24 protein-coding genes are annotated in these 24,594 nt (G+C 71.8%); 14 read left to right on the top strand and 10 right to left on the bottom strand.

All coding sequences use genetic code 11. The features are described from left to right. Nucleotides 1-17: 17 nt before the first annotated feature. Nucleotides 18-482, top strand: coding sequence for a hypothetical protein (locus SERN_RS12365; protein ID WP_135850388.1), 465 nt, complete (start codon nt 18-20; stop codon nt 480-482). 41 nt (nt 483-523) lie between these two features. After that, nucleotides 524-1,576: a quinone-dependent dihydroorotate dehydrogenase gene (locus SERN_RS12360; protein WP_135850387.1), complete on the top strand. Its 1,053-nt coding sequence runs from the start codon at nt 524-526 to the stop codon at nt 1,574-1,576. On the opposite strand, the gene SERN_RS12355 is transcribed toward SERN_RS12360, so the two are convergent. Next, a complete protein-coding gene (locus tag SERN_RS12355) occupies nt 1,551-2,165 on the bottom strand; it encodes a DUF3043 domain-containing protein (RefSeq protein WP_135850386.1) in 615 nt (204 codons plus the stop codon). The genes SERN_RS12360 and SERN_RS12355 overlap by 26 nt on opposite strands. A 38-nt stretch (nt 2,166-2,203) precedes the next feature. Here SERN_RS12355 and SERN_RS12350 point away from each other — a divergent pair, with 38 nt between their 5' ends. The 7 genes from SERN_RS12350 to SERN_RS12320 all read left to right on the top strand — a co-directional run bounded on the left by SERN_RS12350 (nt 2,204) and on the right by SERN_RS12320 (nt 9,676). Continuing rightward, on the top strand, nt 2,204-3,586 hold the full coding sequence (locus SERN_RS12350) for a dipeptidase (RefSeq protein ID WP_135850385.1): 1,383 nt from the start codon (nt 2,204-2,206) through the stop codon (nt 3,584-3,586). Nucleotides 3,587-3,611: 25 nt separating this feature from the next. Continuing rightward, nucleotides 3,612-4,799 carry a glycerate kinase gene (locus SERN_RS12345; protein ID WP_135850384.1) on the top strand — a complete coding sequence of 396 codons (1,188 nt, stop codon included), beginning with the start codon at nt 3,612-3,614 and terminating at the stop codon, nt 4,797-4,799. A gap of 119 nt (nt 4,800-4,918) precedes the next feature. Further along, nucleotides 4,919-5,308, top strand: coding sequence for a HesB/IscA family protein (locus tag SERN_RS12340; protein WP_135850383.1), 390 nt, complete (start codon nt 4,919-4,921; stop codon nt 5,306-5,308). Nucleotides 5,309-5,435: 127 nt separating this feature from the next. Further along, on the top strand, nt 5,436-6,398 hold the full coding sequence (locus SERN_RS16045; RefSeq protein ID WP_135850382.1) for an FKBP-type peptidyl-prolyl cis-trans isomerase: 963 nt from the start codon (nt 5,436-5,438) through the stop codon (nt 6,396-6,398). A 154-nt stretch (nt 6,399-6,552) separates the two neighbouring features. Continuing rightward, on the top strand, nt 6,553-7,434 hold the full coding sequence (ctaC, locus tag SERN_RS12330; RefSeq protein ID WP_135850381.1) for an aa3-type cytochrome oxidase subunit II: 882 nt from the start codon (nt 6,553-6,555) through the stop codon (nt 7,432-7,434). Then, nucleotides 7,434-9,215, top strand: a complete 1,782-nt coding sequence (gene ctaD, locus SERN_RS12325) for an aa3-type cytochrome oxidase subunit I (RefSeq protein ID WP_135850380.1) — start codon at nt 7,434-7,436, stop codon at nt 9,213-9,215. Before ctaC ends, ctaD begins: the two co-directional genes overlap by 1 nt. Further along, nucleotides 9,212-9,676, top strand: a complete 465-nt coding sequence (locus tag SERN_RS12320; RefSeq protein WP_408640870.1) for a cytochrome c oxidase subunit 4 — start codon at nt 9,212-9,214, stop codon at nt 9,674-9,676. The genes ctaD and SERN_RS12320 overlap by 4 nt, the downstream gene beginning before the upstream one ends. Before the next feature lie 190 nt (nt 9,677-9,866). Here SERN_RS12320 and SERN_RS12315 read toward each other — a convergent pair whose 3' ends face one another. The 5 genes from SERN_RS12315 to ctaE all read right to left on the bottom strand — a co-directional run bounded on the left by SERN_RS12315 (nt 9,867) and on the right by ctaE (nt 14,876). Then, nucleotides 9,867-10,493 carry a superoxide dismutase gene (locus tag SERN_RS12315; protein ID WP_135850379.1) on the bottom strand — a complete coding sequence of 209 codons (627 nt, stop codon included), beginning with the start codon at nt 10,491-10,493 and terminating at the stop codon, nt 9,867-9,869. Between the two features lie 131 nt (nt 10,494-10,624). Further along, nucleotides 10,625-12,304: a cytochrome bc1 complex cytochrome b subunit gene (gene qcrB / locus SERN_RS12310; RefSeq protein ID WP_233251660.1), complete on the bottom strand. Its 1,680-nt coding sequence runs from the start codon at nt 12,302-12,304 to the stop codon at nt 10,625-10,627. Then, nucleotides 12,301-13,386, bottom strand: a complete 1,086-nt coding sequence (gene qcrA / locus SERN_RS12305; protein WP_135850378.1) for a cytochrome bc1 complex Rieske iron-sulfur subunit — start codon at nt 13,384-13,386, stop codon at nt 12,301-12,303. Before qcrA ends, qcrB begins: the two co-directional genes overlap by 4 nt. Next, nucleotides 13,383-14,171 (bottom strand): cytochrome bc1 complex diheme cytochrome c subunit, encoded by a 789-nt coding sequence (qcrC, locus tag SERN_RS12300; protein ID WP_135850564.1) that lies wholly within the window; start codon nt 14,169-14,171, stop codon nt 13,383-13,385. Before qcrC ends, qcrA begins: the two co-directional genes overlap by 4 nt. Before the next feature lie 66 nt (nt 14,172-14,237). After that, a complete protein-coding gene (gene ctaE, locus SERN_RS12295) occupies nt 14,238-14,876 on the bottom strand; it encodes an aa3-type cytochrome oxidase subunit III (protein WP_456300116.1) in 639 nt (212 codons plus the stop codon). Nucleotides 14,877-15,087: 211 nt separating this feature from the next. On the opposite strand from ctaE, the gene SERN_RS12290 reads away from it, so the two are divergent. Next, complete coding sequence (locus SERN_RS12290; RefSeq protein WP_233251659.1) at nt 15,088-15,567, top strand: response regulator transcription factor; 480 nt, start codon at nt 15,088-15,090, stop codon at nt 15,565-15,567. After that, on the top strand, nt 15,564-16,607 hold the full coding sequence (trpD, locus tag SERN_RS12285) for an anthranilate phosphoribosyltransferase (RefSeq protein WP_135850376.1): 1,044 nt from the start codon (nt 15,564-15,566) through the stop codon (nt 16,605-16,607). The genes SERN_RS12290 and trpD overlap by 4 nt, the downstream gene beginning before the upstream one ends. Nucleotides 16,608-16,614: 7 nt before the next feature. Here trpD and SERN_RS12280 read toward each other — a convergent pair whose 3' ends face one another. From SERN_RS12280 to SERN_RS12270, 3 genes are all read right to left on the bottom strand, one after another. Continuing rightward, nucleotides 16,615-16,896 (bottom strand): Lrp/AsnC family transcriptional regulator, encoded by a 282-nt coding sequence (locus SERN_RS12280; protein ID WP_135850375.1) that lies wholly within the window; start codon nt 16,894-16,896, stop codon nt 16,615-16,617. 9 nt (nt 16,897-16,905) lie between these two features. Next, entirely contained in the window at nt 16,906-18,663 is a 1,758-nt protein-coding gene (locus SERN_RS12275) for a DEDD exonuclease domain-containing protein (protein WP_135850374.1), read from the bottom strand. 86 nt (nt 18,664-18,749) lie between these two features. After that, complete coding sequence (locus SERN_RS12270; RefSeq protein WP_135850373.1) at nt 18,750-20,561, bottom strand: AMP-dependent synthetase/ligase; 1,812 nt, start codon at nt 20,559-20,561, stop codon at nt 18,750-18,752. A 238-nt stretch (nt 20,562-20,799) separates the two neighbouring features. On the opposite strand from SERN_RS12270, the gene SERN_RS12265 reads away from it, so the two are divergent. Further along, nucleotides 20,800-21,747, top strand: coding sequence for an ROK family glucokinase (locus SERN_RS12265; protein WP_135850372.1), 948 nt, complete (start codon nt 20,800-20,802; stop codon nt 21,745-21,747). A gap of 36 nt (nt 21,748-21,783) precedes the next feature. On the opposite strand, the gene SERN_RS12260 is transcribed toward SERN_RS12265, so the two are convergent. Further along, on the bottom strand, nt 21,784-22,311 hold the full coding sequence (locus SERN_RS12260; protein ID WP_135850371.1) for a hypothetical protein: 528 nt from the start codon (nt 22,309-22,311) through the stop codon (nt 21,784-21,786). A 137-nt stretch (nt 22,312-22,448) separates the two neighbouring features. Here SERN_RS12260 and SERN_RS12255 point away from each other — a divergent pair, with 137 nt between their 5' ends. Continuing rightward, nucleotides 22,449-23,300 carry a lysophospholipid acyltransferase family protein gene (locus SERN_RS12255; RefSeq protein WP_233251658.1) on the top strand — a complete coding sequence of 284 codons (852 nt, stop codon included), beginning with the start codon at nt 22,449-22,451 and terminating at the stop codon, nt 23,298-23,300. Then, nucleotides 23,297-24,529, top strand: a complete 1,233-nt coding sequence (locus SERN_RS12250; protein ID WP_135850370.1) for a pyrophosphate--fructose-6-phosphate 1-phosphotransferase — start codon at nt 23,297-23,299, stop codon at nt 24,527-24,529. Before SERN_RS12255 ends, SERN_RS12250 begins: the two co-directional genes overlap by 4 nt. Nucleotides 24,530-24,594 lie beyond the last annotated feature (65 nt).

Here is a 24,594-nt window from a genome sequence, read left to right as displayed (position 1 = left end):
GAGCAACCAGGAGAGAGATGTCCAGCACTCCGGAGGCGTCGCAGGACGGCGCCGACCCGCGACCGCGCGCGTACGGCGCCGGTCGGGCGCTCGTGGCCGTCTACGGCGTCCTCGCGCTCGCCGCGACGGCGCGTTCGCTCTACCAGCTGACCACGAAGGCCGCCGAGGCGCCCCTGCCCTACGCGCTGTCGGCGCTGGCGGCCCTCGTCTACGTGGTCGCGACCGTGGCGCTCGCCCACAACGGCACGCGCATGCGACGCGTGGCCTGGACCGCCGTGACCGTCGAGCTCGTGGGCGTGCTCGCCGTGGGGACGTGGTCGTTCATCGCACCGCAGGAGTTCCCCGAGGCGACGGTCTGGTCGCACCTCGGTCAGGGCTACGGCTACGTCCCGGCGATCCTGCCGGTGCTCGGCATCCTGTGGCTGTGGCGCTCCGACCCCGCGCGTCTCGTGCGGGCCGAGACGTCGCCCCGCACCCGCTGATCGCCGCCCCGACCGCGATCCCATCCGAACGAAGGACACCCGTGCGCACCGCCCACCCGCTCTACGACCTGCTGCTGCGCACCGTGCTCGTGCGGCTGGACCCCGAGGACGCCCACCACCGCGCCGCGTCCGCGATCGAGCTCGCCGGCCGGATCGCGCCCGCCCGCCACCTCCTCGCCGCCACGCTCGGCCGCCCGCCCCGCGGGGGCCGCCAGGAGGTGACGCTGTTCGGGCGCCACCTCAGCGGGCCGCTCGGCGCCGCGGCGGGTTTCGACAAGGACGCGCGGATGGTCCTGGGCCTGGTCGCGCTCGGCTTCAGCCACGTCGAGATCGGCACCGTGACGGCGCACCCGCAGCCGGGCAACGAGCGACCCCGCCTGTTCCGGCACCTGCCCGAGCGGGCGCTCGTCAACCGCATGGGGTTCAACAACGTGGGCAGCGCCGCCGTCGCCGCGCGGCTCGCGCGGCTGCGGCGCACGCGGGCCGGGGCGGCCGCCGTCATCGGTGTCAACATCGGCAAGACCAAGGTGACGCCGGCCGAGCACGCCGCCCAGGACTACGCGCTCAGCGCCCGTGCCCTCGCGCCGTATGCGGACTACCTGGTCGTCAACGTCTCCAGCCCCAACACCCCCGGCCTGCGCGACCTTCAGGCCGTCGCGTCGCTGCGTCCGATCCTGGCCGAGGTGCAGAGCGCGGCGGACGGCGCGGCTCGCCGACGTCTGCCCGTCCTGGTCAAGATCGCGCCGGACCTGTCCGACGAGGACGTGCGCGACGTCGTCGCCCTCGTGCGCGAGCTCGACCTCGCCGGCGTCGTCGCGACGAACACGACCATCGCCCACGACCACGGGGCGGGCGGCCTGTCCGGGGCGCCGCTGCACGACCGCGCCCGCGCCGTCGTCGCGCTGGTGCGCGCCGAGCTGGGTCCCGACCGCGTCGTCATCGGCGTCGGCGGGATCGGCGACGAGCGCCAGGCCCGGGCGATGCTGGAGGCCGGCGCCGACCTGGTGCAGGCCTACAGCGCCTTCGTGTTCAACGGTCCGGCGTGGCCGGGCCGCGTGACCCGCCGGATCAGCCGGGGTACTGGCCGCGCTTGACCTGCGGCTTCGGCATGCGCGTGGGACGCATCTGGAACGAGCGCAGGACGGCGTACATGATGCTGCCGCGCTGGACCTTGTCCTCGCCGAAGGACTCGCGCAGCCGCTTGCGCACACGCCGCGCCATGAGCACGGAGTCCGTGACGGCGATCGCCACAAGGCCGTAGAGCGCCAGGATCAGCGGCAGCGCGAACTCCGGGCGGTTGCCCACCACGAACGTGCCGATGACGAACACGAACGCGACCGGGAGGAAGAACTCGCCGAGCGACCAGCGGGCGTCCACGAAGTCGCGGATGTAGCGGCGCTGTGCGCCCTTGTGCTGCGCGGGCAGGTAGCGGTCGTCGCCCGAGACCATCGCCGCGTTCATCTGCGCGCGGGCCTCGGCGTTCTTCTTGCGCTGCTCCGAGCGTGCCAGCTTGGGGTCGTTGTGCACGAGCGGGCGGCGGTTCTTCGCCTCGGCCTCGCGGCGCTTGGGGGTGGCGCGGCCCTTGCCCGTCGCGGCGTCCATGGCGGCGTCGAGCGAGCCGACGTCCTCCGCCTTGATGGTGGAGCCGGGGGTCAGGGTCGAGTCCTTCTTGCGTCCGAACACCCCTGAAGAATAGACGAGCGGCCGGTAGGTTCTCTCCCGTGCCCACGACGACGAGCCCCCGCCCCCTGCCCCTGTCCGCCGAGCTGGTCGAGGACTTGACCGCGCGCACCGCGGCGGCGTTCCCCGCCGTGGTGGACGACCTCGTCGACCTCGTGCGGATCCCGTCCGTCTCGGCCCCCGCGTTCGACCAGGCCCACGTCGTCGCCAGCGCCGAGGCCGTGGCGGTGCTGCTGCGCGACGTCGGCCTCGACGTCGAGATCCTCTCGGTGCCGGGCGGCGCGCCGGCGGTCGTGGCCCACCACGACGCGGGCGACGGCGCCCCGCACGTCGTGCTGTACGCGCACCACGACGTGCAGCCGCCGGGGGAGGGCTGGACGTCGCCGGCGTTCGAGCCCACCCGGGTGGGCGAGCGGCTCGTGGGTCGCGGCGCGGCGGACGACAAGGCGGGTGTGATGGCTCACGTCGGCGCGCTCCGGGTGCTGCGCGAGCGGTTCGGCGACGACCTGCCCGTCAGCGTGACGGTCTTCGTCGAGGGCGAGGAGGAGATCGGCTCGCCGACCTTCGGCGACTTCCTCCGGACGCACGGTCACCGCGTCGCGGGCGACGTCATCGTGGTCGCGGACTCCGCCAACTGGAAGGTCGGGACCCCCGCGCTCACGACGTCGCTGCGCGGTCTGGTCGACCTCACGGTGCGCCTGGACGTGCTCGACCACGCCGTCCACTCCGGCATGTTCGGCGGCGCCGTGCTGGACGCCCTGACGCTGATGGCCCGCCTCGTGACGACGCTGCACGACGACGACGGAGCGGTCGCCGTCGCCGGCCTGGTGCACGGCACCGCGGCCGACCTGGACTACCCCGAGGAGATGTACCGCGAGGAGGCGGGGGTGCTCGACGGTGTGCGCCTGGCCGGGCGCGGGAGCGTGCAGGACCGGCTCTGGGCCCAGCCCGCCATCTCGCTCATCGGTCTCGACGCCCCGAGCGTCGAGCGCGCGTCGAACACGATCGCCCACACCGCGAACGCGAAGATCAGCATGCGTCTGGCGCCCGGGCAGGACCCGATGGCGGCCCAGGAGGCGCTGATCGCCCATCTCGAGGCGCACGCGCCGTTCGGCGCGCGACTGACGATCACGCCGGGGGAGCGCGGCAGCGCGTTCCTCGCGCCGTCGGACAGCCCGGCGATGACGCTCGCGCGCAGCGCGTTCGCGACGGCGTGGGGCACCGATCCGGTCGACGTCGGCATGGGCGGCTCGATCCCGTTCATCGCGGACCTCCTGACGCTGGCGCCCGACGCCGAAATCCTCATCACCGGGGTCGAGGACCCCGACTCCCGGGCGCACAGCACCGACGAGTCGGTGCACCTGGGCGAGCTCGAGCGCGCGGTGCTGGCCGAGGTGCTGCTGCTCGCCTCGCTGCGTCACTGACGCGCGCCGGCCGGGAAGGGTCGACGTGCGCATCCTGCTGACCGCCTCCGCGCTCGGGGTCGTGCCCGGCCGCGCCGTCGCGCAGGCGCTGGCACGGGGCTGGCGCGAGAGCAACGCCGAGGCGGAGATCGACGCTTGCGGAGCCTCCGACGGCGACCGCGGGCTGCTCGACGCCGTCGAGGCCGCGCGGGGCGGGGTGCGGGAGGTCGTGGCGGTCCTGCGGGGTGACGCGTCCGATCCCATGACACCGGAGCAGCTGCCCGTCGTGGTGCTCCTCGCGGAGGGGACCGCCTACCTCGAGACGCGCGACGTGCTCGGCGTGGCGGGATCCGCCCCGGGGGAGACGGGGCGTGCGACGGCGCGCGCCGGCTCCTCCTTCGGCGTCGGGCAGCTGGTGACCGCGGCGATCGACCGGGGCGCGCGACGCGTCGTCCTCGGATCGGGGACGCCCGCCACGCTCGACGCGGGGACCGGGATGCTGCTGGCGCTGGCCGGGCGCGACCCCGCCCCCTTCGACCCCGACGGCGCCGAGGCGGATCTCGCCGACGTGCTCGCGGCCGCGCGCTCGCGCTGCGCCGGCGTCGAGGTCGTGCTCCTCGCCCCCGAACCCGTGCCGGTGCGCGGACTGCGCGGTGCGGCCTCGCGGCTCACCGCCGCGCTCGGCCCCGGGGAGAGCCAGGCGCTGGACGCGCGACTGACGTCGCTGGTGCGGCTGTACGCCGAGCTGACGCCCCGCCGTCGCGACCTCCTCGGTTCATCGGAGGCTGCGACCGCGCCCGCCGCGGCCGCCTCGCCGTCCGGTCCCGCCGGATCCGGCAGCGGCGGGGGCCTCGGGCTCGCGGTGATCGCCCTGGGTGGACGCGTCGAGACCGGGCCGGCGTTCCTCGCGGTCGAGTGCGGGCTGGCGGGTCGCGCCGAGGGCGTCGACCTCGTCGTCGTGTGCACCGACGAGCTCGACCCGGTCGAGGCCGACCGGGGAGTGGTGGCCGCCGTCGCCGCGGCGGCCGCGACGCACGGCGTCGCCGTCCTGGCCCTGGCCCGGCGCGTCCGGCTCGAGCGCCGCACCGCTGCAGCGGCGGGCATCAGCGCGACGGCGACGCTCGCGCCGTCGGTCGCGGGGGAGCCCGGTGGGGCGACGGGCGAGACGGCAGATCTCGAGCTCGACGACGTCGCCGCCCTGGCGCACCGGCACGCGCGCGCGTGGCGCTGGTGAGCGCCTCGTGACCGGGTGGTGAGGACCACCGGCGGCGAGGCCGTCGCGCGGCGGGGCAGGCGTACGATCGAATCGTGACGCACGGGTCCGTTCCGTGCCCTGCCACCCGAGGAGACACGATGACCGAGACCGTCGCCGCTCAGACCGCCCCGGCGAGCGCGCCCACCGCCATCGAGGACCCCACGCACGAGGTCGGCCTCACCGACGTCGCGGCGTCGAAGGTCCGTTCGCTGCTGGACCAGGAGGGTCGCGACGACCTGCGCCTGCGCGTGGCCGTCCAGCCCGGCGGCTGCTCCGGCCTGATCTACCAGCTCTACTTCGACGAGCGCCTGCTCGACGGCGACGCCACCCGCGACTTCGACGGTGTCGAGGTCGTCGTGGACCGGATGAGCGTGCCCTACCTCGCCGGCGCGACCATCGACTTCGCCGACACCATCGCGAAGCAGGGCTTCACGATCGACAACCCCAACGCGGGCGGGTCCTGCGCCTGCGGCGACTCGTTCCACTGAGCCTCGCCTCCGAGCCCGACCCAGCACCACCCACCCGGCGACGACCGGCGCGCACCCAGGTGGCGTCCAGGCTCGCCCGGTACACACGTGTCCACGGCCACCTGGCCGGGAACCCTAGGAGAACTCGTTGCGCCGTCGTCTGATCGCCCTGCCCGCCGCCGTCATCGCCGCAGCCCTCGTGCTCGGTGCGTGCAGCTCCGACCCCGACGACGGCGGTGAGACCAGCTCCGCCACGGGTTCCGAGAGCGCGAGCGAGCCGTCCGAGGTGCCCAGCGTCGAGAACGTCGTCGCCGGGAACGAGGCGGGGTTCACGGCCTCCGGGGCGTTCGGCGAGAAGCCGACCCTCGAGTTCACGGCCGATACGGCCCCCGAGGGCCTGCAGGCCGAGGTCGTCTCCGAGGGTGACGGACCCGAGGTCGCCGCGGGCGACACCGTGGTGGCGAACTACCTCGGCCAGATCTGGGACACCGAGACGGTCTTCGACAACTCCTACGACCGCGGCGAGCCTTCGAGCTTCTCGCTGAACCAGGTCATCCCCGGCTGGACCACCGGTCTGACCGGTCAGAAGGTCGGATCGCGCGTGCTGCTCAGCGTGCCGAGCTTCCTGGGCTACCCCGAGGGCCGTGACGACATCAAGCCGGGCGACACGATCGTGTTCGTCGTCGACCTGGTGAGCGTCGTGCCCGCCGACGGCGTGGGCCAGGCCGACGCCGTCCCGACGAACGCCGAGGTGCCCGTCACCATCGAGGGCGACCTGGGTGCGCCGATCACCGCGGTCACCGTCACCGAGGGCGCCGTCGAGCCGACCGAGCCCACCGCGACCGTGATCGCCACCGGAACCGGCGCGCCGCTGGCCGCGGGCGACACCATCAACCTGCAGTACACGCTCTCGACGTGGGACAACGCGAACACCGAGACGACCTGGCCGCCGGACGGCATCGGGATCAGCAGCGCCACGCTCGGTCAGGGCTCGATCTTCGACCAGCTCGTCGACGTTCCCGGCGGTTCCCGCGTGCTGTTCCAGGTGCCAGGCGACCCCGCCAGCGGGAACCCCGCGCTCGCCGTCGTGGTGGACATCGTCGTCGAGTGAGGACGGCTCGACGCGGCCCCTGGCCGAGTCGAGATCGGTCACGATCTGACGCCCGCGTCCCCCGGCGTCGCCTCACCGAGGCGATGCCGGGGGACGCGCCGCATCACGGCGGGCGAAGGCGGCGTCCAGCCCCTCTCGACGCTATGGTGACGGGGTGTCGACATCGCCTTCTCCACGCTCCAGGAAGCTCGCCGTCACGGCGGCGGCCCTCGTCGCGGCGACCGCTCTGGCGGGCTGCTCCGAGGAAGCGCAGCGCGGCTTCCTCCCCGAATCGGCGCCCGGCGCCACGAACCACACCGACACGATCATGTCGCTGTGGAACAACTCCTGGATCGCCGCCCTCGCGGTCGGCGTCCTCGTGTGGGGTCTGCTGCTGTGGTGCGTCGTGGCCTACCGCCGTCGCAAGGGTGACAACGAGCTCCCCGTGCAGCTGCGCTACCACGTGCCCCTCGAGCTCATGTACACCTTCGTGCCGATCGTCATGGTCGGCGTGCTGTTCGCCTACACCTCTCGCTCCATGGGCGAGATCCTCGACACCTCGGCCACGCCCGACGTCGAGATCGAGGTCGTCGGCAAGCGGTGGAGCTGGGACTTCAACTACACCTCCGACGACGTCCACTTCTCGGGTGTCCAGGCCCAGCTGACGGGCGTGGAGGGTGTTCCGGAGACGCTCCCGACCCTCTACCTGCCGCAGGGCGAGCTCGTCGAGATCTCGCTGCGCACCCGCGACGTCAACCACGCGTTCTGGGTCCCGGGCTTCCTGATGAAGCTCGACATGATCAGCGGCCGCACCAACACGTTCCAGATCGTCCCGGAGAAGACCGGCGTCTACGAGGGCAAGTGCGCCGAGCTCTGCGGTGAGTACCACGCCTCGATGCTCTTCAACGTGGAGGTCGTGACACCGGAGGAGTACGACCAGCAGATGGCCGCGCTCGCCGACCAGGGCAACACGGGCCTTCGCGGACCCGAGTACGACCCGCAGTACTTCACCGGCAACAACGACGGTGAGCAGCACCAGGAAGGCAGCGGCAACTGATGGCCATCGACGAGGTCGTCCACATCGACTCAGCCCCCCGCCAGCCGGAGGACCGCGTTCCCGGTCTCTCCGCCCGCCGGCAGCGTCGCGGCAACGCGATCGTGAAGTGGATGACGTCCACGGACCACAAGACGATCGGGTACATGTACCTGACCACGTCGTTCCTGTTCTTCTGCATCGGCGGACTCCTCGCGCTCGCGATCCGCGCCGAGCTGTTCTCGCCGGGAACGCAGCTGTTCACGAGCGCCGAGCAGTACAACCAGTTCTTCACGATGCACGGCGGCATCATGCTGCTGCTGTTCGCGACCCCGCTGTTCGCGGGCTTCGCCAACGTGATGGTCCCGCTGCAGATCGGTGCGCCGGACGTCGCGTTCCCGCGGATGAACATGTTCGCGTACTACCTGTACATCTTCGGCGGCCTGATGGTCCTCGGCGGGTTCCTCACGCCCGAGGGCCCGGCCGGGTTCGGCTGGACCTCGTACGTGCCGCTCGCCTCGGAGACGTTCTCGCCGGGTCTCGGCGCCGACCTCTGGCTCGTCGGCTTCGGTCTGACCGGCTTCTCGACCATCTTCGGTGCGGTCAACTTCATCACCACGATCATCTGCATGCGCGCCCCCGGCATGACGATGTTCCGGATGCCGATCTTCACCTGGAACATCCTCATCACCGCGGTCCTGGCGCTGATGGCGTTCCCGATCCTCACGGCGGCCTACTTCGGTCTGCTCGCGGACCGACGGCTCGACGCGATGGTGTTCGACCCGGCGCTGGGCGGCCCGATCCTGTGGCAGCACCTGTTCTGGTTCTTCGGTCACCCCGAGGTCTACATCATCGCCCTGCCGTTCTTCGGCATCGTCTCGGAGATCTTCCCGGTCTTCAGCCGCAAGCCGATCTTCGGCTACAAGACGCTGGTGCTCGCGACGCTGTCGATCGCCGCGCTGTCGGTCACGGTGTGGGCGCACCACATGTACACGACGGGCGCCGTCATGCTGTCGTTCTTCGCGCTCATGACGATGTTGATCGCCGTGCCGACCGGGGTGAAGTTCTTCAACTGGATCGGCACCATGTGGCGGGGCAAGATCACGTTCGAGACGCCGATGCTGTGGTCGATCGGATTCCTCGCGACGTTCCTGTTCGGCGGCCTCACGGGCGTGATCCTGAGCGTGCCGACGCTGGACTTCCAGCTGCACGACACCTACTTCGTGGTCGCGCACTTCCACTACGTCGTCTTCGGCACGGTCGTGTTCGCGATGTTCGCCGGCTTCTACTTCTGGTGGCCCAAGTTCACCGGCAAGATGCTCAACGAGCGTCTCGGCAAGGTCCACTTCTGGATGACCTTCGTCGGCTTCCACACCACGTTCCTGATCCAGCACTGGATCGGTGCCAAGGTCATGCCGCGTCGCTACGTGGACTACCTGCCCGAGGACGGTGTCACGCTCTGGAACCAGATCTCCACCGTCGGCGCCTTCATCCTCGCGGCGGCCACGCTGCCGTTCATCTGGAACGTCATCAAGACGTGGCGCTCGGCGCCGCAGGTCAACGTCGACGACCCGTGGGGCTACGGCCGCTCGCTCGAGTGGGCGACGTCGTGCCCGCCGCCGCGCCACAACTTCACGTCGATCCCGCGCATCCGCTCGGAGTCTCCCGCGTTCGACCTCCACCACCCGGAGGTCGCCGCGATGGACCACGTCGAGACCGACAAGGGCTTCCTCGACCAGATCTACGGCAACGCGGACATGCAGGGCTCGATCCAGGAGAGCACCTCGCGGAAGGACCAGTCATGAGCCAGCAGACCGCAGGGCCGGACCGCAAGGTGAAGGCCTCCTCCAAGACCCGTCCGCCGATGTTCCTCGAGACCGTCGTGTTCGGGGCGGGGGTCCCGGTGTTCGCGGCCCTCGCGATCGTCTACGGCCTCCTGACGAACTTCACCGAGCCGGTCGGCTTCATCGGCCTGCTGCTGCTCGCCGGGCTCGCCGGCCTGGTCGGGTTCTTCCTGTTCATCACGGGGCGCACGATCGACGCTCGTCCCGAGGACGACCCGCTCGGCACGATCGAGTCGGCGGCGGGGGAGTACGGCGAGTTCTCGCCCCACTCCTGGTGGCCGTTCGTCCTCGGCCTGGGTGCCGCCGTCGTGTTCTTCGGCGTGGCGGTCGGCTGGTGGATCAGCGGCGTCGGCGCCGTGATCGGGGCCATCGGCCTCGTCGGCCTGATCTTCGAGTTCTCCCGGGGCCAGCACGCCCACTAGGCGAGCAGCTCCACCCCGGTCGAGCCGGGAACGACGAACGGCGGGTGCCCCGAGGCGCCCGCCGTTCGTCGTCCTCCAGGGGCCTCGCAGGGTGGAAGACCGGGTGAGGCACCACAGGGGCGCCTCCCGTCCGGGAGGCGCCCCTGTGGTGCAATCACGGCACGGTGGCGAGGCACCGGCCCGCGGAGGGTCAGGCGGGGACGATCAGGCCTCCGGCGCCAGCGGTCGTGGCGCGCGTGAGGCGTGCGGCAACGTCGTTCCAGTTGACGATGTTCCAGAACGCGGCGATGTAGTCGGCACGCACGTTCAGGTAGTCCAGGTAGTAGGCGTGCTCCCAGACGTCCAGCATGAGCAGCGGAACGAGGCCGAGGGCGAGGTTGCCCTGCTGGTCGTACAGCTGGACGATCACGGGACGAGCACCGATGGTGTCCCACGCGAGCGCGGCCCAGCCGGAACCCTGGACGCCGGCCGCGACAGCCGTGAAGTGCTTCTTGAACGCCTCGACGCCACCGAAGAAGTCCTCGAGCGCGGCCAGGAGCTCACCGGCGGGCTCGCCGCCCTCGGGGGACAGGTTGGTCCAGAAGACCGAGTGGTTGACGTGACCACCGAGATTGAACGCCAGGTTCTTGGAGTGCAGGTTGACGGCGGCGAGGTCGCCGGAGTCGCGGGCCTCGGCCAGCTTGTCCAGGGCGGTGTTGGCGCCCGTCACGTAGGCCTGGTGGTGCTTGTCGTGGTGCAGCTGCATGATCTTGCCCGAGATGTGGGGCTCGAGAGCTGCATAGTCGTACGGAAGCTCGGGAAGTGTGTAGCCGGACATCGACATTCCTCTCCATCGTTGGCGGGCGCATCCACCTGACGCGCCCGCTCGTACCTCTATTGCAACACCGACGGCCCCCCTCGCGTTCCGCGAGAGGGGCCGTTCGTGGTGAATTTCGTGCAGTGAGACGATCAGCCGCGCGTGCTCGCGTTGGTCAGCAGACCCTCGTTGCTCTCGGCGGACTCGATCTCCTCGTGCTCGCCGTGGCCGTGGGACGCAGCGAGCTCCGACGGCGTGACCGGCTCGACGCGGTCGGCGAAGAAGAAGTTCGACAGCTTGGAGCGTCGGACGGCCTTCTTGTACGCGGGACGGGCGACCCCGCGCTCGTTCTCGCCCGGGCCGATCTCGAGCGGGCGAACCGGCTCGTGACCCACGAGCAGCCAGCGCTCGTGGTCGGTGAGCGGCTGGTGGACCTCGATGTACTCGCCCGAGGCGAACCGCACGACGCGGCCCGTCTCGTGACCGTGGAGCACGAGTTCGCGGTCACGGCGCTGAAGGGCGAGGCACAGGCGCTTCGTGACGATGAACGCGATGACCGGACCCGCGAAGAACAGGAAGCGGAAGACCCAGGTGATCGAGTTGATCGACAGGTTGAAGTGCGTGGCCAGGATGTCGTTCGAGCCGGCGAGCACCAGGATGATGAACGCCGTCAGGATCGCGACGCCGACACCGGTGCGGGTCGGGACGTTGCGCGGACGGTCGAGCACGTGGTGCTCGCGCTTGTCGCCCGTGACCCAGGCCTCGAGGAACGGGTAGGCCGCCAGGGCCGTGAACAGCAGGCCCGGGATGACGACGGCCGGGATCAGCACGTTCAGCGAGATGGTGTAACCCGCGATCACGAACTCCGGCTGGCCCGGCATGAGTCGCAGCGAACCCTCGAGGAAGAGCATGTACCAGTCGGGCTGAGCGCCCGCCCCGACGGGGGAGGGGTCGTAGGGCCCGTAGGCCCACACGCTGTTGATCGCGAGCGTTGCGCCCATGATCGCCAGGACGCCGAAGACGACGAAGAAGAAGCCGCCGGCCTTGGCCACGTACACCGGGAACAGGGGGTACCCGACGACGTTGCGGTTCGACCGGCCCGGGCCGGGGTACTGCGTGTGCTTGTGGACCACGATGAGCACGAGGTGCACCGCGATCAGCGCCAGGATCAGCGCGGGCACGAGCAGGATGTGCGCCGTGAACAGGCGCGGGATGATCTCGGTGCCGGGGAACTCGCCGCCGAAGATCATGAAGGACATGTAGGAACCGATCACGGGGATCGACTTCACGACGCCGTCGGTGATCCGCAGACCGTTGCCCGACAGGACGTCGTCCGGGAGGGAGTAGCCGGTGAAGCCGGCGGCGAGGCCGAGGATCAGGATCGTGAAGCCCACGACCCAGTTCAGCTCGCGCGGCTTGCGGAACGCGCCCGTGAAGAACACGCGCATCATGTGCGTGACGATCGACGCCATGAACAGCAGGGCCGCCCAGTGGTGGATCTGGCGCATGAGCAGGCCGCCACGGACGTGGAAGGACATGTTCAGGGTGGAGGCGAACGCCTCGGACATCTCCACGCCGCGCATCGCGACGGGGAGGGCGTCCTCGGGGTAGTGCACCTCGGTCATGCTCGGGACGAAGAACATCGTCAGGAACGTGCCGGTCAGGAGCAGGACGACGAAGCTGTACAGCGCGATCTCACCGAGGAGGAACGACCAGTGGTCGGGGAAGACCTTCCTGGCGAACTCCTTGACCATCTTTCCGGCACCCACGCGGGTGTCGAAGAAGTCGGCGGTTCCGCCGGCAGCCTTGGCGAGCGGGGTGGTGGTGCTCAATGGGCCTTCTCCTCGTCGGAGACCGGGAGATCGGTGTAGCGCTCGCGCTCCCAGGTGGAGGGGCCGACCATCTCGGTGAAGTCGCTCCGAGCGACGAGGTAACCCTCGTCGTCGACCGTGATGGGCAGCTGAGGAAGTGCACGCTTCGCGGGACCGAAGACGACCTTGGCGCCGTCGGACACGTCGAACGTGGACTGGTGGCACGGGCACAGCAGGTGGTGGGTCTGCTGCTCGTACAGCGCCACGGGGCAACCGACGTGCGTGCAGACCTTGGAGTAGGCGACGATCCCGTCCCACGACCAGTCGGCGCGCTCGGGCGCCTCCGTGAGCTCGGTGGGGTTCATCCGGACCATCAGGACGACGGCCTTGGCCTTCTCCTCCAGCATGTGCTCGGAGCCGAGGAGGCCGTCGGGGATGACGTGCCAGACGGAACCGATGGTGACCTGCTCGGGGCGGATCAGTCCGCCGTCGGGGTCGCGCGCCAGACGGACGCCCGGACCCCACATGGTGTAGCGGAACTTGCTGACGTTCCAGTCGCCGCCGAGGTTGCCCACCAGCGGCACCACGAAGGCGAGCGGGGCGACGGCGACGGCCGAGACGAGGGCACCCTTCAGCACCGGGCGGCGGGCGATGCGCGAGTCGTCGGCACCGTCCTTGAGAGCCTGGACGGCGGCGGCGCGCGTGGCGTCGTCGCTGCGCTGGGCGTGCCGCTCGTCGACCTGCTCGACGTCGGACATGAGCGCCTTGGCCCAGTGGACCGCCGCGATGCCGATGCCGAGCATGCCCACGCCGAGACCGAGACCGATGCTCAGCGTGGAGGCCTGCACGCTGCCGAGCGTGACGCCGACCGGGAACGCGAAGTACCCGACGACACCGCCGATCGAGGCGAGCAGGGACAGGACGAACAGGATGACGATCTGACGCTCGACGCGCTTGGAGCCGGCCTCGGACTCGTCGGAGAGCCGGTGCTTGTGCTCCGGCAGGCCGGGGTTGGGGAAGCGGTCGAGCTCCCTCTCACCCACGGACAACGGGTCGGACGCGCCCGGGGGCGTGACGTGCTCCGACTTCGTCAGGTCGCTCATGAGGACTTGGCTCCGATCCAGACCGAGGCGCCGATGAGCGCCCCCATGCCGATGATCCACACCCACATGCCCTCGGACACCGGGCCGATGGCGCCGAGGTTGGCGCCGCCGGGGGAGGAGTCGTCGGCGCGCTGCTCCATGAGGTAGGCGATGACGTCGCGCTTGGCCTCGGGCGTGATGTTCTCGTCGTTGAACACCGGCATCGACTGCGGGCCGGTGAGCATGGCCTCGTAGATCTCGGTCGGTGTGGAGTTGAAGAGCGACGGCGCGTACTTGCCCTCGCTCAGGGCGCCACCGGCACCGACGGCGTTGTGGCACATGGCGCAGTTCGTGCGGAACACGAGCATGCCGTTGGCGGCGTCACCGAGCGCGGGGTCGACCTGCTCACCGTCGGGGATGGCCGGTCCGGGAGCCAGGGAGGCGACGTAGGCGGCGAGCTGAGCGGTCTGCTCGGTGCTGAACTGGACGCCCTTCTCGGGGGCCTGCGGGGCGTTGGCGGCCATCGGCATGCGGCCGGTGCTCACCTGGAAGTGGACCGAGGCGGCGCCGACGCCGATCAGCGAGGGGGCGACGTCGGTGCGGCCCTCGGCCGAGGGGCCGTGGCAGCTGGCGCAGTTCGCCTGGAAGAGCTTCTCGCCCTCCGTGACGTCGTCCTGGCTCGCCGAGTCGGCGACCGCGGCCTGGGGGGCGGCGACGGCGTAGATGCCGCCGACCGCGAGGAGCGCGAAGAGCATCAGGACGACGGGTGCGAACCGGTGGCGTCGCGCGGAGGCGAGGGCCTTCACCACGGTGTGTCCTCGTTTCTGTCGTGGATGGGCGGTGCTGAGCAGGTGGGTGCGGTCATGGCCGGACTACTTCAGGAAGTAGATGACGAAGAACAGCGCGACCCAGATGACGTCGACGAAGTGCCAGTAGTACGAGACCACGTGGGCGCGGACCTCCTCGCGGTGGCCGAACCGGCCGGCGACGAAGGAGGACCCGAGGACGAACAGGAAGGCGATGAGCCCACCGACCACGTGGATGCCGTGGAAGCCGGTGGTCAGGTAGAAGACGGTGCCGAACGAGGAGTTCGAGATCATCAGGCCGTGCTCGACGAGCTCGGCGTACTCCGTGATCTGCCCGCCGATGAACACCGCGCCCATGATGAACGTGAGGGTGAACCACTCCTGCAGGCCCCAGCCGCGCACGTTCAGCAGGCTGCCGGTCCGGCGGGCCTGGTGGCGCTGGGCCGCGATCACGCCGAACTGGCACGTGAACGAGCTCAGGATCAGGATCGTGGTGTTGATGACGACGAGCGGCATGTTCAGCAGGTCCGTCGCGGCCGCCCACTCGGCGGGGTCGGACACGCTGCGGTGCGTGAAGTAGATCGCGAACATGCCGGCGAAGAACATGAGCTCGCTCGACAGCCACACGATGGTGCCGACCTGGGTCATGTTCGGTCGGTCGACACTCACGTGGGCGCTGGGTGCGGTGGCGGCATGGGTTGACACCTCACCAGTATGGCGAACGGTCGCGTCCGGGCCCGCGAACGGTTGCCGCGAGCGGCGTGTTCCCGCAGGAATCGGCCCTCCGGCGACCGCCGTCGTCCTGGCGGCCGCGGGGCGATCTGACGCGTCCGCGTCGCGTGTAAGAAAAGCCGTCCGGCCCGTGCTGCGGGCCGTCGGCCAGCGCGCCACGAGCGGTGCGCACTACAGTCGGGTGATGAGCACCGAGCCCCGTGTCGCGCCGCCCGCCACGTCCGTCGCCCGGGGGGTCGCGAGGGCCGGTGACGACGCCGCCGCCGCAGCCGCGCCGACCGCGCGCGTCGTGCTCTACAGCGACGACTCGAGCACCCGCGAGGCCGTGCGCCGCGCCGTCGGGCGCCGGGCCTCCAAGGACACCCCGATGGTCGACTGGCTCGAGGTGGCGACACCCGACGCGATGCTCGCGGCGGTCGCCGCGGGCGGCGTCGACCTGCTCGTGCTCGACGGCGAGACCGCCAAGGTGGGCGGCTTCGGTCTGGCGCGCGAGATCAAGGACAGCTACTTCGACGCCCCGCCGGTGCTGCTCCTGGTCGCGCGCGCGCAGGACGCCTGGATCGCCGCCTGGTCCCAGGCGGACGCCACGGTGCCCTACCCCCTCAAGCCCATGGAGGTGGCCGACACGGTCGCCGGGCTGCTGCGCGCCCGCACGTCCGCATGAGGGCCTGGCCCGACCTCATCCGCGACCTGGTCGACGGCGTCGACCTCTCCGCCTCCGACGCCCGCGAGGCGATGGAGCAGGTGATGGCGGGCGACGTCACCCCTGTCGCGCTCGCCGGTCTCCTCATCGCCCTGGCCGCGAAGGGCGAGACCGTCGAGGAGCTCGCCGGGCTGTCGGAGGCGATGGTCGCCGCGGCGGTCCCGCTCCCCGTCGAGGGCCGGACGGTCGACATCGTCGGCACAGGTGGGGACCGTCACCGCTCGGTCAACATCTCCACCATGGCCGCGCTGGTGGTCGCCGGCACGGGGCTGCGCGTGGTCAAGCACGGCAACCGCGCGGCGTCGTCCGCGTCAGGGGCCGCCGACGTGCTCGAGGCGCTCGGCGTGCGGCTCGACGTCTCGCCGGGCAGGGTGGCCGAGCTCGCCCGCGAGGTCGGCATCACCTTCGCCTTCGCCCAGGTGTTCCACCCGTCCATGCGCCACGCGGGCACCACGCGCCGCGACCTCGGGGTGCCCACCGTGTTCAACGTGCTCGGCCCCCTGACCAATCCCGCGCGGCCGGTCGCGGGCGCGATCGGCGTCGCGAACGCCCGGATGGCGCCCCTGATGGCGGGCGTGTTCGCCGAGCGCGGCTCCAGCGTGCTGCTCTACCGCTCCGGCGACGGCCTGGACGAGTGGGCGACGACGGCGCCCGCCCACGTCTGGGAGGTCGCCGGCGGCACGGTGCGGGAGCACGAGATCGACGCGGTCGAGGCGTTCGGGATGCCCCGGGCGACGCTCGAGGACCTCCGGGGCGCCGACGCCGCGTTCAACGCCGCCGTCGTGCGGCGCGTGCTGGCGGGGGAGGTCGGCCCCGTGCGCGACGCCGTCGTGCTGGGCGCGGCCTCGGCCGTGGTCGCCGAGGGTTCGCTCGTGGGCACGGGTGACCTCGTCGCGCGGATGCGCGAGGGCATCGCCGTGGCGGGCGAGGCGATCGACTCCGGTGCCGCCGCGAGCTCGCTCGAGCGCTGGGTCCTGGCGAGCGGCGGCCGGCCCGACTGACTCGCCCCTACTCGTCCGCCCCGATGGCGAAGGCCTGGTCGAGGTCGTGCTGGGAGTAGGCCTGGAAGGCGATGTAGGTGCGCGTGGCGACGACGCCGGCCACCTTGCCGATCCGGTTCGCGATCACGTCGGCGAAGTCCTCGTGTCGGCGCACCCTGACCATCGCGATCAGGTCGGTGTCACCCGTCACCGAGTAGACCTCGGTGACGCCCTCGATGGCCGCCACCTCCTCGCAGACCTCGGGGATGCGGGCGACGTCGGCGTCGATGAGGGCGATGGCGGTGATCATGCGAGCAGCCTACGCAGCGCCGACCTCCGCCGTCCCGCCGTCGCCCTCCGTGACCTCGACCGCCGGCAGCCCGAGGTGGGACGCGAGGTCGCTGAGGGCGTGGTCGGCGCCGCGCACGGGCCGCGACGGGGCGAGCCCCTCGCTGAGCGCGATGAGGCGCACCCCCGGCTGCTCGAGCCAGTGGGACAGGATCTCGGTCTCCTCCACGAGGGCCGCACCCGACCACGTCGTGGGGGCCGGGACGTCCTCGGCCGTGGCGACCATCGCGTCGACGAGCCCCAGCACGTCGGCGGCGCGCGGTGCGACGGCGGTGGCCGCGAGCCGCCCGTGACGCACGACGACGACCTCCCACCCGCCCGAACCCGGCCGCGCGGCCACGAGCTGCTCCGTGCGCAGCGCCCGCAGCCGCTGGACGCGCTGGGCTCCCCGGAGCAGCGCCTGGCAGCGGTCCCGCTCCCGTGCGGCCTCCTCGTAGCGGTGCTGGGCCGAGAGCAGTCCGATGCGCTGCGCGGCGTGCAGCAGGAGCGGCGCCGTCTCGCCGTCGCAGAAGGCCGCGAACGCTGCCACCATCGCCCCGTAGCCCGCCCTGTCGATCCCGCCCGTGCACGGCGCGGCGCACCGACCGAGCTCGGCCAGGGAGCACGCGGTCGCGCCGGCGGCGGGACGTGCGGGAAGCCGGTCCGTGCACCCGCGCAGCGCGAACACCGACTGGATCGACTCGAGCGCCAGCGTCGCCTGCGACCGCGTGCGGAACGGTCCGAGGACGCCGGTCGTCTGCGTGAGCGGGACGGAGCGCACGATCGAGGCGCGCGGGAACGCCTCGTCCGTCAGCCGGATCCACGGCTCGGAGCCGGGGGAGCGCGACCGACGGTTGTACGGGGGCCGGTGCTCGGCGATCAGCCGGATCTCCCTGATCGACGCCTCGAGCGGGGTGGCGCAGACGATCGGGTGCACGCGCGCCGCGATCGTGACCATCTCGGCCATCCGCTTGCGCTTCTCGGCGGCGGTGAAGTAGCTGCGGACGCGGGTGCGCAGGTTGGTGGCGGTGCCGACGTACAGGATGCGACCCGTGTGGTCGAGGAACTGGTAGACGCCGGGGGCGCTCGGCAGTCCGTCGGCGAGGGTCGCCTTGCGTCGCCGGGCCTCGGGGACGGGGTCGGCGGCCGTGACCAGGTCCTCGAGGTGGGTCACGCCGAGCGGGGCGAGCCTGGCCAGCAGACCGTGCAGCACGTCGACCGTGGCGCGGGCGTCGGTGAGGGCGCGGTGGTCCGGCACGACGGCCGCGTGGAAGAGCCGCGCGAGGCTCCCGAGCTTGTGGTTGGGCGCCTCGTCCCGCGTGACCACGCGGCGCGCGAGCGCCACGGTGTCCACGACGACGGGGGAGGGCCACGGCAGCCCCATCCGCTCGCACCCGGCGCGCAGGAAGCCCATGTCGAACCGTGCGTTGTGGGCCACGAGGACGGCGCCGCGGGCGAACTCCATGAACGTCGCCAGGACGTCCTCCACGCGCGGGGCGTCGACCACCATCGCGTCGGTGATGCCGGTCAGCACGGTGATCTGGGGCGGGATGGCGCGATCGGGGTTGACCAGGGTGCCGAGCTCGCCGAGGACCTGGCCGCCGCGCACGCGGACGGCTCCGATCTCGGTGATCCGGTCGGCGTTCGGCGAACCACCCGTGGTCTCCAGGTCGACGACGACGAACTCGACCTCGTGCAGCGGCAGCCCGTCCTCCAGCAGGGAGGGCTGGAGCGCGAGGGTCGTGGTCACGCGCCGAACCTACGTGCCGCCTCCGACATCGCCGTCAGGCGCGCCAGCCGGCCCGGCCGGGACGGGCGGCACCGCCGCCGCAGCGGTCAGCCCCGGGCGGCGGCGGCGCCGTCGTACAGCGCGTCCACCGTGCCCTCGAGGTCGCGCAGCACGGCGGAGCGCTTCACCTTCATCGAGGGCGTGAGGTAGTCGTTCGCGATCGTGAAGTCGGTGTCCAGCAGCTTGAACGTCCGCACCGACTCGGCCCGCGAGACGTGCTCGTTGGCCCGGTCGATCGCGCCCTGCACCGCGGCGATCACGTCGGGGTCGTCGACGGCCTGCGACGGCGTCAGGGAGTCCTTGCCGTGCGAGGAGAGCCACCCGGGCAGCATCTCGACGTCGAGGGTGACGAGCGCGGCGATGAACGGGCGCCCCTCGCCGACCACGAGGCACTGGCTCACGAGGGGGTGGGACCGCACCGCGTCCTCGAGCTGCGCGGGGGCGACGTTCTTGCCGCCGGCCGTCACGATGATCTCCTTCTTGCGTCCCGTGATGCGCGTGTAGCCCTCGTCGTCGATCTCGCCCAGGTCACCGGTGTGGAACCAGCCGTCGACGACGGACTCGGCCGTGGCGTCGGGGTTGTTGTGGTAACCGCGGAAGACGGCCACACCGCGCGCGAGGATCTCGCCGTCCGGCGCTATCCGCAGCTGGTTGCCGCGCAGCGGCGTCCCGACCGAGCCGATCTTGACCTTCGCGGGCACGTTGACCGTGAGCGGTGCCGTCGTCTCCGTCAGGCCGTAACCCTCCAGGACGGTCAGGCCGACCCCGCGGAAGAAGTGGCCGAGCCGCTCGCCGAGCGGTCCGCCGCCCGAGACGGCGTAGGTCAGGCGACCTCCCATCGCGTTCTCGATCTTGTGCAGCACCAGCTTGTGCGCGAGCTTGTAGCGCAGCTGCAGCGCGACGCCGGGTCGGGCGCCGTCGTCGTGCGCCCTCGACCAGGCGATGGCGGTGCGGGAGGCCCAGGCGAAGATCTTCTCCTTGCCGCCAGCGACGGCCTTCTGCTCCGCCGAGTTGTAGACCTTCTCGAACACGCGGGGAACGGCCAGGATCAGCGTCGGCTGGTACGTCCCGAGGTCGGCGACGATGCCCGACGGGTCCGGCGTGTGGCCGAGCGGGATGCGTCCCGCCAGGGCGAGGATCTCCACGAAGCGCGCGAACACGTGCGCGAGCGGCATGAACAGCAGGGTCGAGGCGCCCTCCTGGTGCACGATCTCGGTCAGGTCCTCCACGGCGCTCCTGGTCAGCAGGACGAAGTTGGCGTGGGTGAGCTCGGCGCCCTTGGGGCGACCCGTCGTGCCCGAGGTGTAGATGATCGTGGCGAGGTCGGCGAGGCCGACCGCGGCGGAGGCGGCGCGCACGCGCTCGGGGTCGACGTCGGCGCCGGAGGCGACGACCTCGTCGAGGTCGCCGGCGTCGATGCCCCAGACGAGCCGGAGGTCCGTGGCCTCCTTTCGCGCCTGCTCGACGACGCGGGCGTGCGCCTCGGTCTCCACGATGACCGCGACGGCACCCGAGTCGCCCAGGATCCACGCGGCCTGCGACACGGACGAGGTCTCGTAGATCGGCACGGGAACCGCACCGGCGTACCAGATCGCGATGTCCGCGAGCGTCCACTCGTACCGGGTGCGGGACATGATGCCGACGCGCTCGCCCGGCGCGACGCCCTGCGCGATCAGCCCTTGCGCGAGGGCGATCGCCTGCGACCGGAACTCCGCGACGCTGACGCTGCGCCAGCCACCGTTCTCGGGGACGCGGTACAGCTCGGCGTCGGGGGTGCGTTCGAGGTGGTCCTCGAGCAGGTCGGTGATGCTGAAGGTCGCCGGCACCTCCGGTGCGGCCGAGAGTCGCGTCGTGTCCATCGTGGCTCCTTTGTCCGATGTGCGGCGTGCGGGACCGCGGTGCGGCGTCGATCCGGTGCCTCAGCCTACGGGTCGCGGTGACGGGTCGGCGGGAGGCGGCCCCGTCCGAGGGGCGTCCCCGGCACGTGCCGGGGCCGGTCGTGGGCCAGGATGGGTCGCGCAGGACCCGGCGTGAGCGCCCCCAGGGCGTCGCGAACCGGGAGCACCCTCAGCACGCACACCAACGAAGGAGCTGGCCATGCACGCCGTCGGGATCGACATCGGTGGGACGAAGATCGCGGCAGGGGTGGTGGACGACGACGGCACGCTGCTCGCGTCGACCCGCCGCGACACCAACCCCGAGGAGCCGCGCGAGATCGAGGACGCGGTCGTCGACGCCGTCGCGGAGCTGCGCGGGTCCTTCGAGGTCTCGGGCGTCGGTGTCGCCGCCGCGGGCTTCGTCGACCCCACGCGCTCCAAGGTCCTGTTCGCCGCGAACCTCGCCTGGCGGGACTACCCGCTCAAGGACGTGCTGCAGGAGCGGCTGGGTCTCGACGTCGTCGTCGAGAACGACGCCAACGCCGCCGGCTGGGCCGAGTTCCGCTTCGGTGCGGGGCGCGACGTCAACGACATGGTGATGCTGACCGTCGGGACCGGTCTCGGGGGCGCCGTCGTCGTGGGCGGGCGTCTCGTCCGCGGCGCGGCGGGCGCGGGCGGCGAGGTCGGCCACATGCGGATGGTCCCGAACGGCCGCGCGTGCGGCTGCGGCCACGACGGGTGCTGGGAGATGTACTCCTCGGGCTCGGCGCTCGTGCGCGAGACCCGCGCCGCGCTGGCCACCGACCCGGAGCGCGCCCGGACCCTGCTCGAGCTCGCGGGCGGCAAGGCCAAGCGGGTCACGGGACCGCACGTCACGCAGGCCGCCAAGGCGGGCGACCCGCTGTCCATCGAGATGCTCGCCGACCTCGGCCGGTGGCTCGGCTCCGGCATGGCCGCGCTCTCGGCGCTGCTCGACCCGCGCATGTACGTCGTCGGCGGGGGAGTGGGCGAGGCGGGTGACATGCTGCTCGCCCCCGCGCGCCAGGTGCTCGAGGACGAGCTGTTCGCCCGTGCCCAGCGACCGCTCCCCGAGGTCGTCCTGGCGACCCTCGGGAACGACGCCGGTGTCGTCGGCGCGGCCGACCTGAGCCGGGTCCTGCTGGACTGAGCCGGCGCGTCCCGCGGCGGCCGGGCGCGGCGGCGGTCAGAGGGCCGCGCCGTCGCCCCGGTCGTCGTCGCGGCGTGCCGGGAGCCGGGTGAAGCCGATGACGCACCCGGTCAGGAAGATCCCGAGGCACGTGGCGACGTACCAGGTGGGGGCGCGATCGAACGCGACGACGGCGAGCAGCATCAGCACCGGACCGGCGACGATCGCCGTCCAGGCCAGCCGGGTGAGGCGGTCCATCGGCGCGTGCTCGACCGGCACGGGGACGAACGCGTCCTCGTCCGGATCCTCCGTCGGCGTGTAGTCGCGCGGTCCCTGGGCCGCGCCGACCACCGGGGTGTCGGAGACCAGGTAGCTCCGGCGCGGCGGGGTGAGGTCGGACGTGATCGACCGCCACTCCGCGTCCCAGTCGCGCTCCGCGCGGCTCCGGTCGTCGGCGTCGCCCCGGTCGTCGCCCCCGCCGTCGCCACCCCCCACCACGCCCTCGGTGCCCCCGGTGCTCTCGGGCTCGGAGGCGTCCGAGGAGTCGGGGTCGGGGCCGACCTCGGGCCCCTCGCGGTTGCTCATGCGACGACTCTAGGCACTCCCGCCCTCTAGAGTGATGTCCGGTGGGTCGACGACGGCGGGCACCACGAGCGACCCCGGCAGGGGCGTCCGGCACGCCCCGCCCCCGCCCACCCCAGTCGCGACGAAGGGTCCCAGGTGTGTTCTACCGGTTCATGAAGGCCACGCTCGGAACCCTTCTCCGGGTGGCCTACCAGCCCTGGATCCGGGGCTCGGAGAACCTCCCCGCCCAGGGCGGGGCGATCCTGGCCAGCAACCACCTCGCCGTCATCGACTCGTTCTTCCTTCCGCTCATGATGCCGCGGGAGATCGTGTTCCTCGGCAAGTCGGACTACGTCGAGGGTCGGGGCCTGCGGGGTCGCTTCATCGCGTGGTTCATGCGCGGCGTCGGGCTGATCCCGGTGGACCGCTCCGGCGGCAGGGCGAGCGAGGCGGCGCTCGACGCCGGGCTGTCCCGGTTGTCCGAGGGCGGGCTCTTCGGCATCTACCCCGAGGGCACGCGCAGCCCGGACGGCCGCCTGTACCGCGGGAAGACCGGCGTCGCTCGCCTGGCGCTCGAGTCCGGAGCCCCCGTCGTCCCCGTCGCGATGATCGGGACGAACATCGCTCAGCCGATCGGCAAGCGGATCCCCAAGCTCAAGCGCATCGGGGTCGTCATGGGTGAGCCCATGGACTTCTCGCGCTACCGCGGCATGGAGAACGACAGGTTCGTCCTGCGCTCGATCACCGACGAGATCATGTACGAGATCATGCGGCTGTCCGGCCAGGAGTACGTCGACATGTACGCCGCGACGGCGAAGGCCCGCATCGCCGCGGGCAAGACGACGGACACCGCCTCCGACGCCCCCGGCGGGCGGACCGCCCCGGACACCGACGTCCCGCAGGCCCCCGAGCCCGCGCCGTCCGACTCAGCACCGTCCGAGACGGACGGCCCCACGACCACCGGCCAGGCCGGTTCCGATGACAGCACACCCCAGGAAGGTCCAGCATGACCGTGAAGCGCGTCGCCCTGCTCACCGCGGGCGGTTTCGCCCCCTGCCTCTCCTCCGCCGTCGGCGGACTGATCCAGCGCTACACCGAGCTCGCCCCCGAGATCGAGATCATCGCCTACTCCTACGGCTACCACGGGCTGCTGACCGGCACGAAGGTCGTCGTCGACGACGAGGCGCGCGCCAACGCCGGCCTGCTGCACTCCTTCGGCGGCAGCCCGATCGGCAACAGCCGAGTCAAGCTCACCAACGCCAAGAACCTGGTCCAGCGCGGTCTCGTCGCCGAGGGTGAGAACCCGCTGCAGAAGGCCGCGGAGCAGCTCCAGGCCGACGGCGTCGACGTGCTCCACACCATCGGCGGCGACGACACCAACACCACGGCCGCCGACCTCGCGGCGTACCTGCTCGAGCACGACTACGGCCTGACCGTCGTCGGTCTGCCGAAGACGATCGACAACGACATCGTGCCGATCCGTCAGAGCCTGGGCGCCAACACGGCGGCCGAGGAGGCGAGCCGGTTCGCGCAGAACATCATCGGCGAGCACCGCTCCAACCCGCGCATGCTGATCGTGCACGAGGTCATGGGTCGGCACTGCGGCTGGCTGACGGCCGAGGCCGCGCGCCGCTACCACGGCTGGGTCGAGGGTCAGCCGTCGTGGAACCCGAGCATCGGGCTGAGCAAGGAGCGCTGGGACGTCCACGCCGTCTTCCTGCCCGAGCTCGCGATCGACCTGGCGGCCGAGGCCGAGCGTCTCAAGGCGATCATGGACGAGCAGGGCAACGTGAACATCTTCCTCAGCGAGGGGGCGGGCGTGCCCGAGATCATCGCCGAGCTCGAGGCCAAGGGCGAGGAGGTCAAGCGCGACCCGTTCGGCCACGTCCAGCTCGACACGATCAACCCGGGCGCCTGGTTCGCCAAGCAGTTCGCCGGGCTCGTCGGCGCCGAGAAGACCATGGTCCAGAAGAGCGGCTACTTCTCCCGCTCGGCCGCCGCGAGCGACGAGGACCTCGCCCTCATCGCCTCGATGGTCGAGCTCGCCGTGGACTCCGCGCTCGCGGGCGTCTCCGGCGTCATCGGGCACGACGAGGAGCGGGGCGACGAGCTGCGCGCCGTCGAGTTCCCGCGCATCGCGGGCGGCAAGGCGTTCGACGTCACGCTGCCGTGGTTCACCGACCTCATGGCCGAGATCGGCCAGGACGTCGTGCCCGCGCCCGCCGGCGCCGGTCACTGACCCCACCGACCGCCCCGCGGCGGCCGCAGCACGAGCAGCCCGCCGACGGCGGGGGCCACGCACCG

The sequence above is a fragment of the Serinibacter arcticus genome, assembly GCF_004786095.1.
Classification (GTDB): domain Bacteria; phylum Actinomycetota; class Actinomycetes; order Actinomycetales; family Beutenbergiaceae; genus Litorihabitans; species Litorihabitans arcticus.
This window is presented reverse-complemented; position numbering and strand designations above follow the sequence as displayed.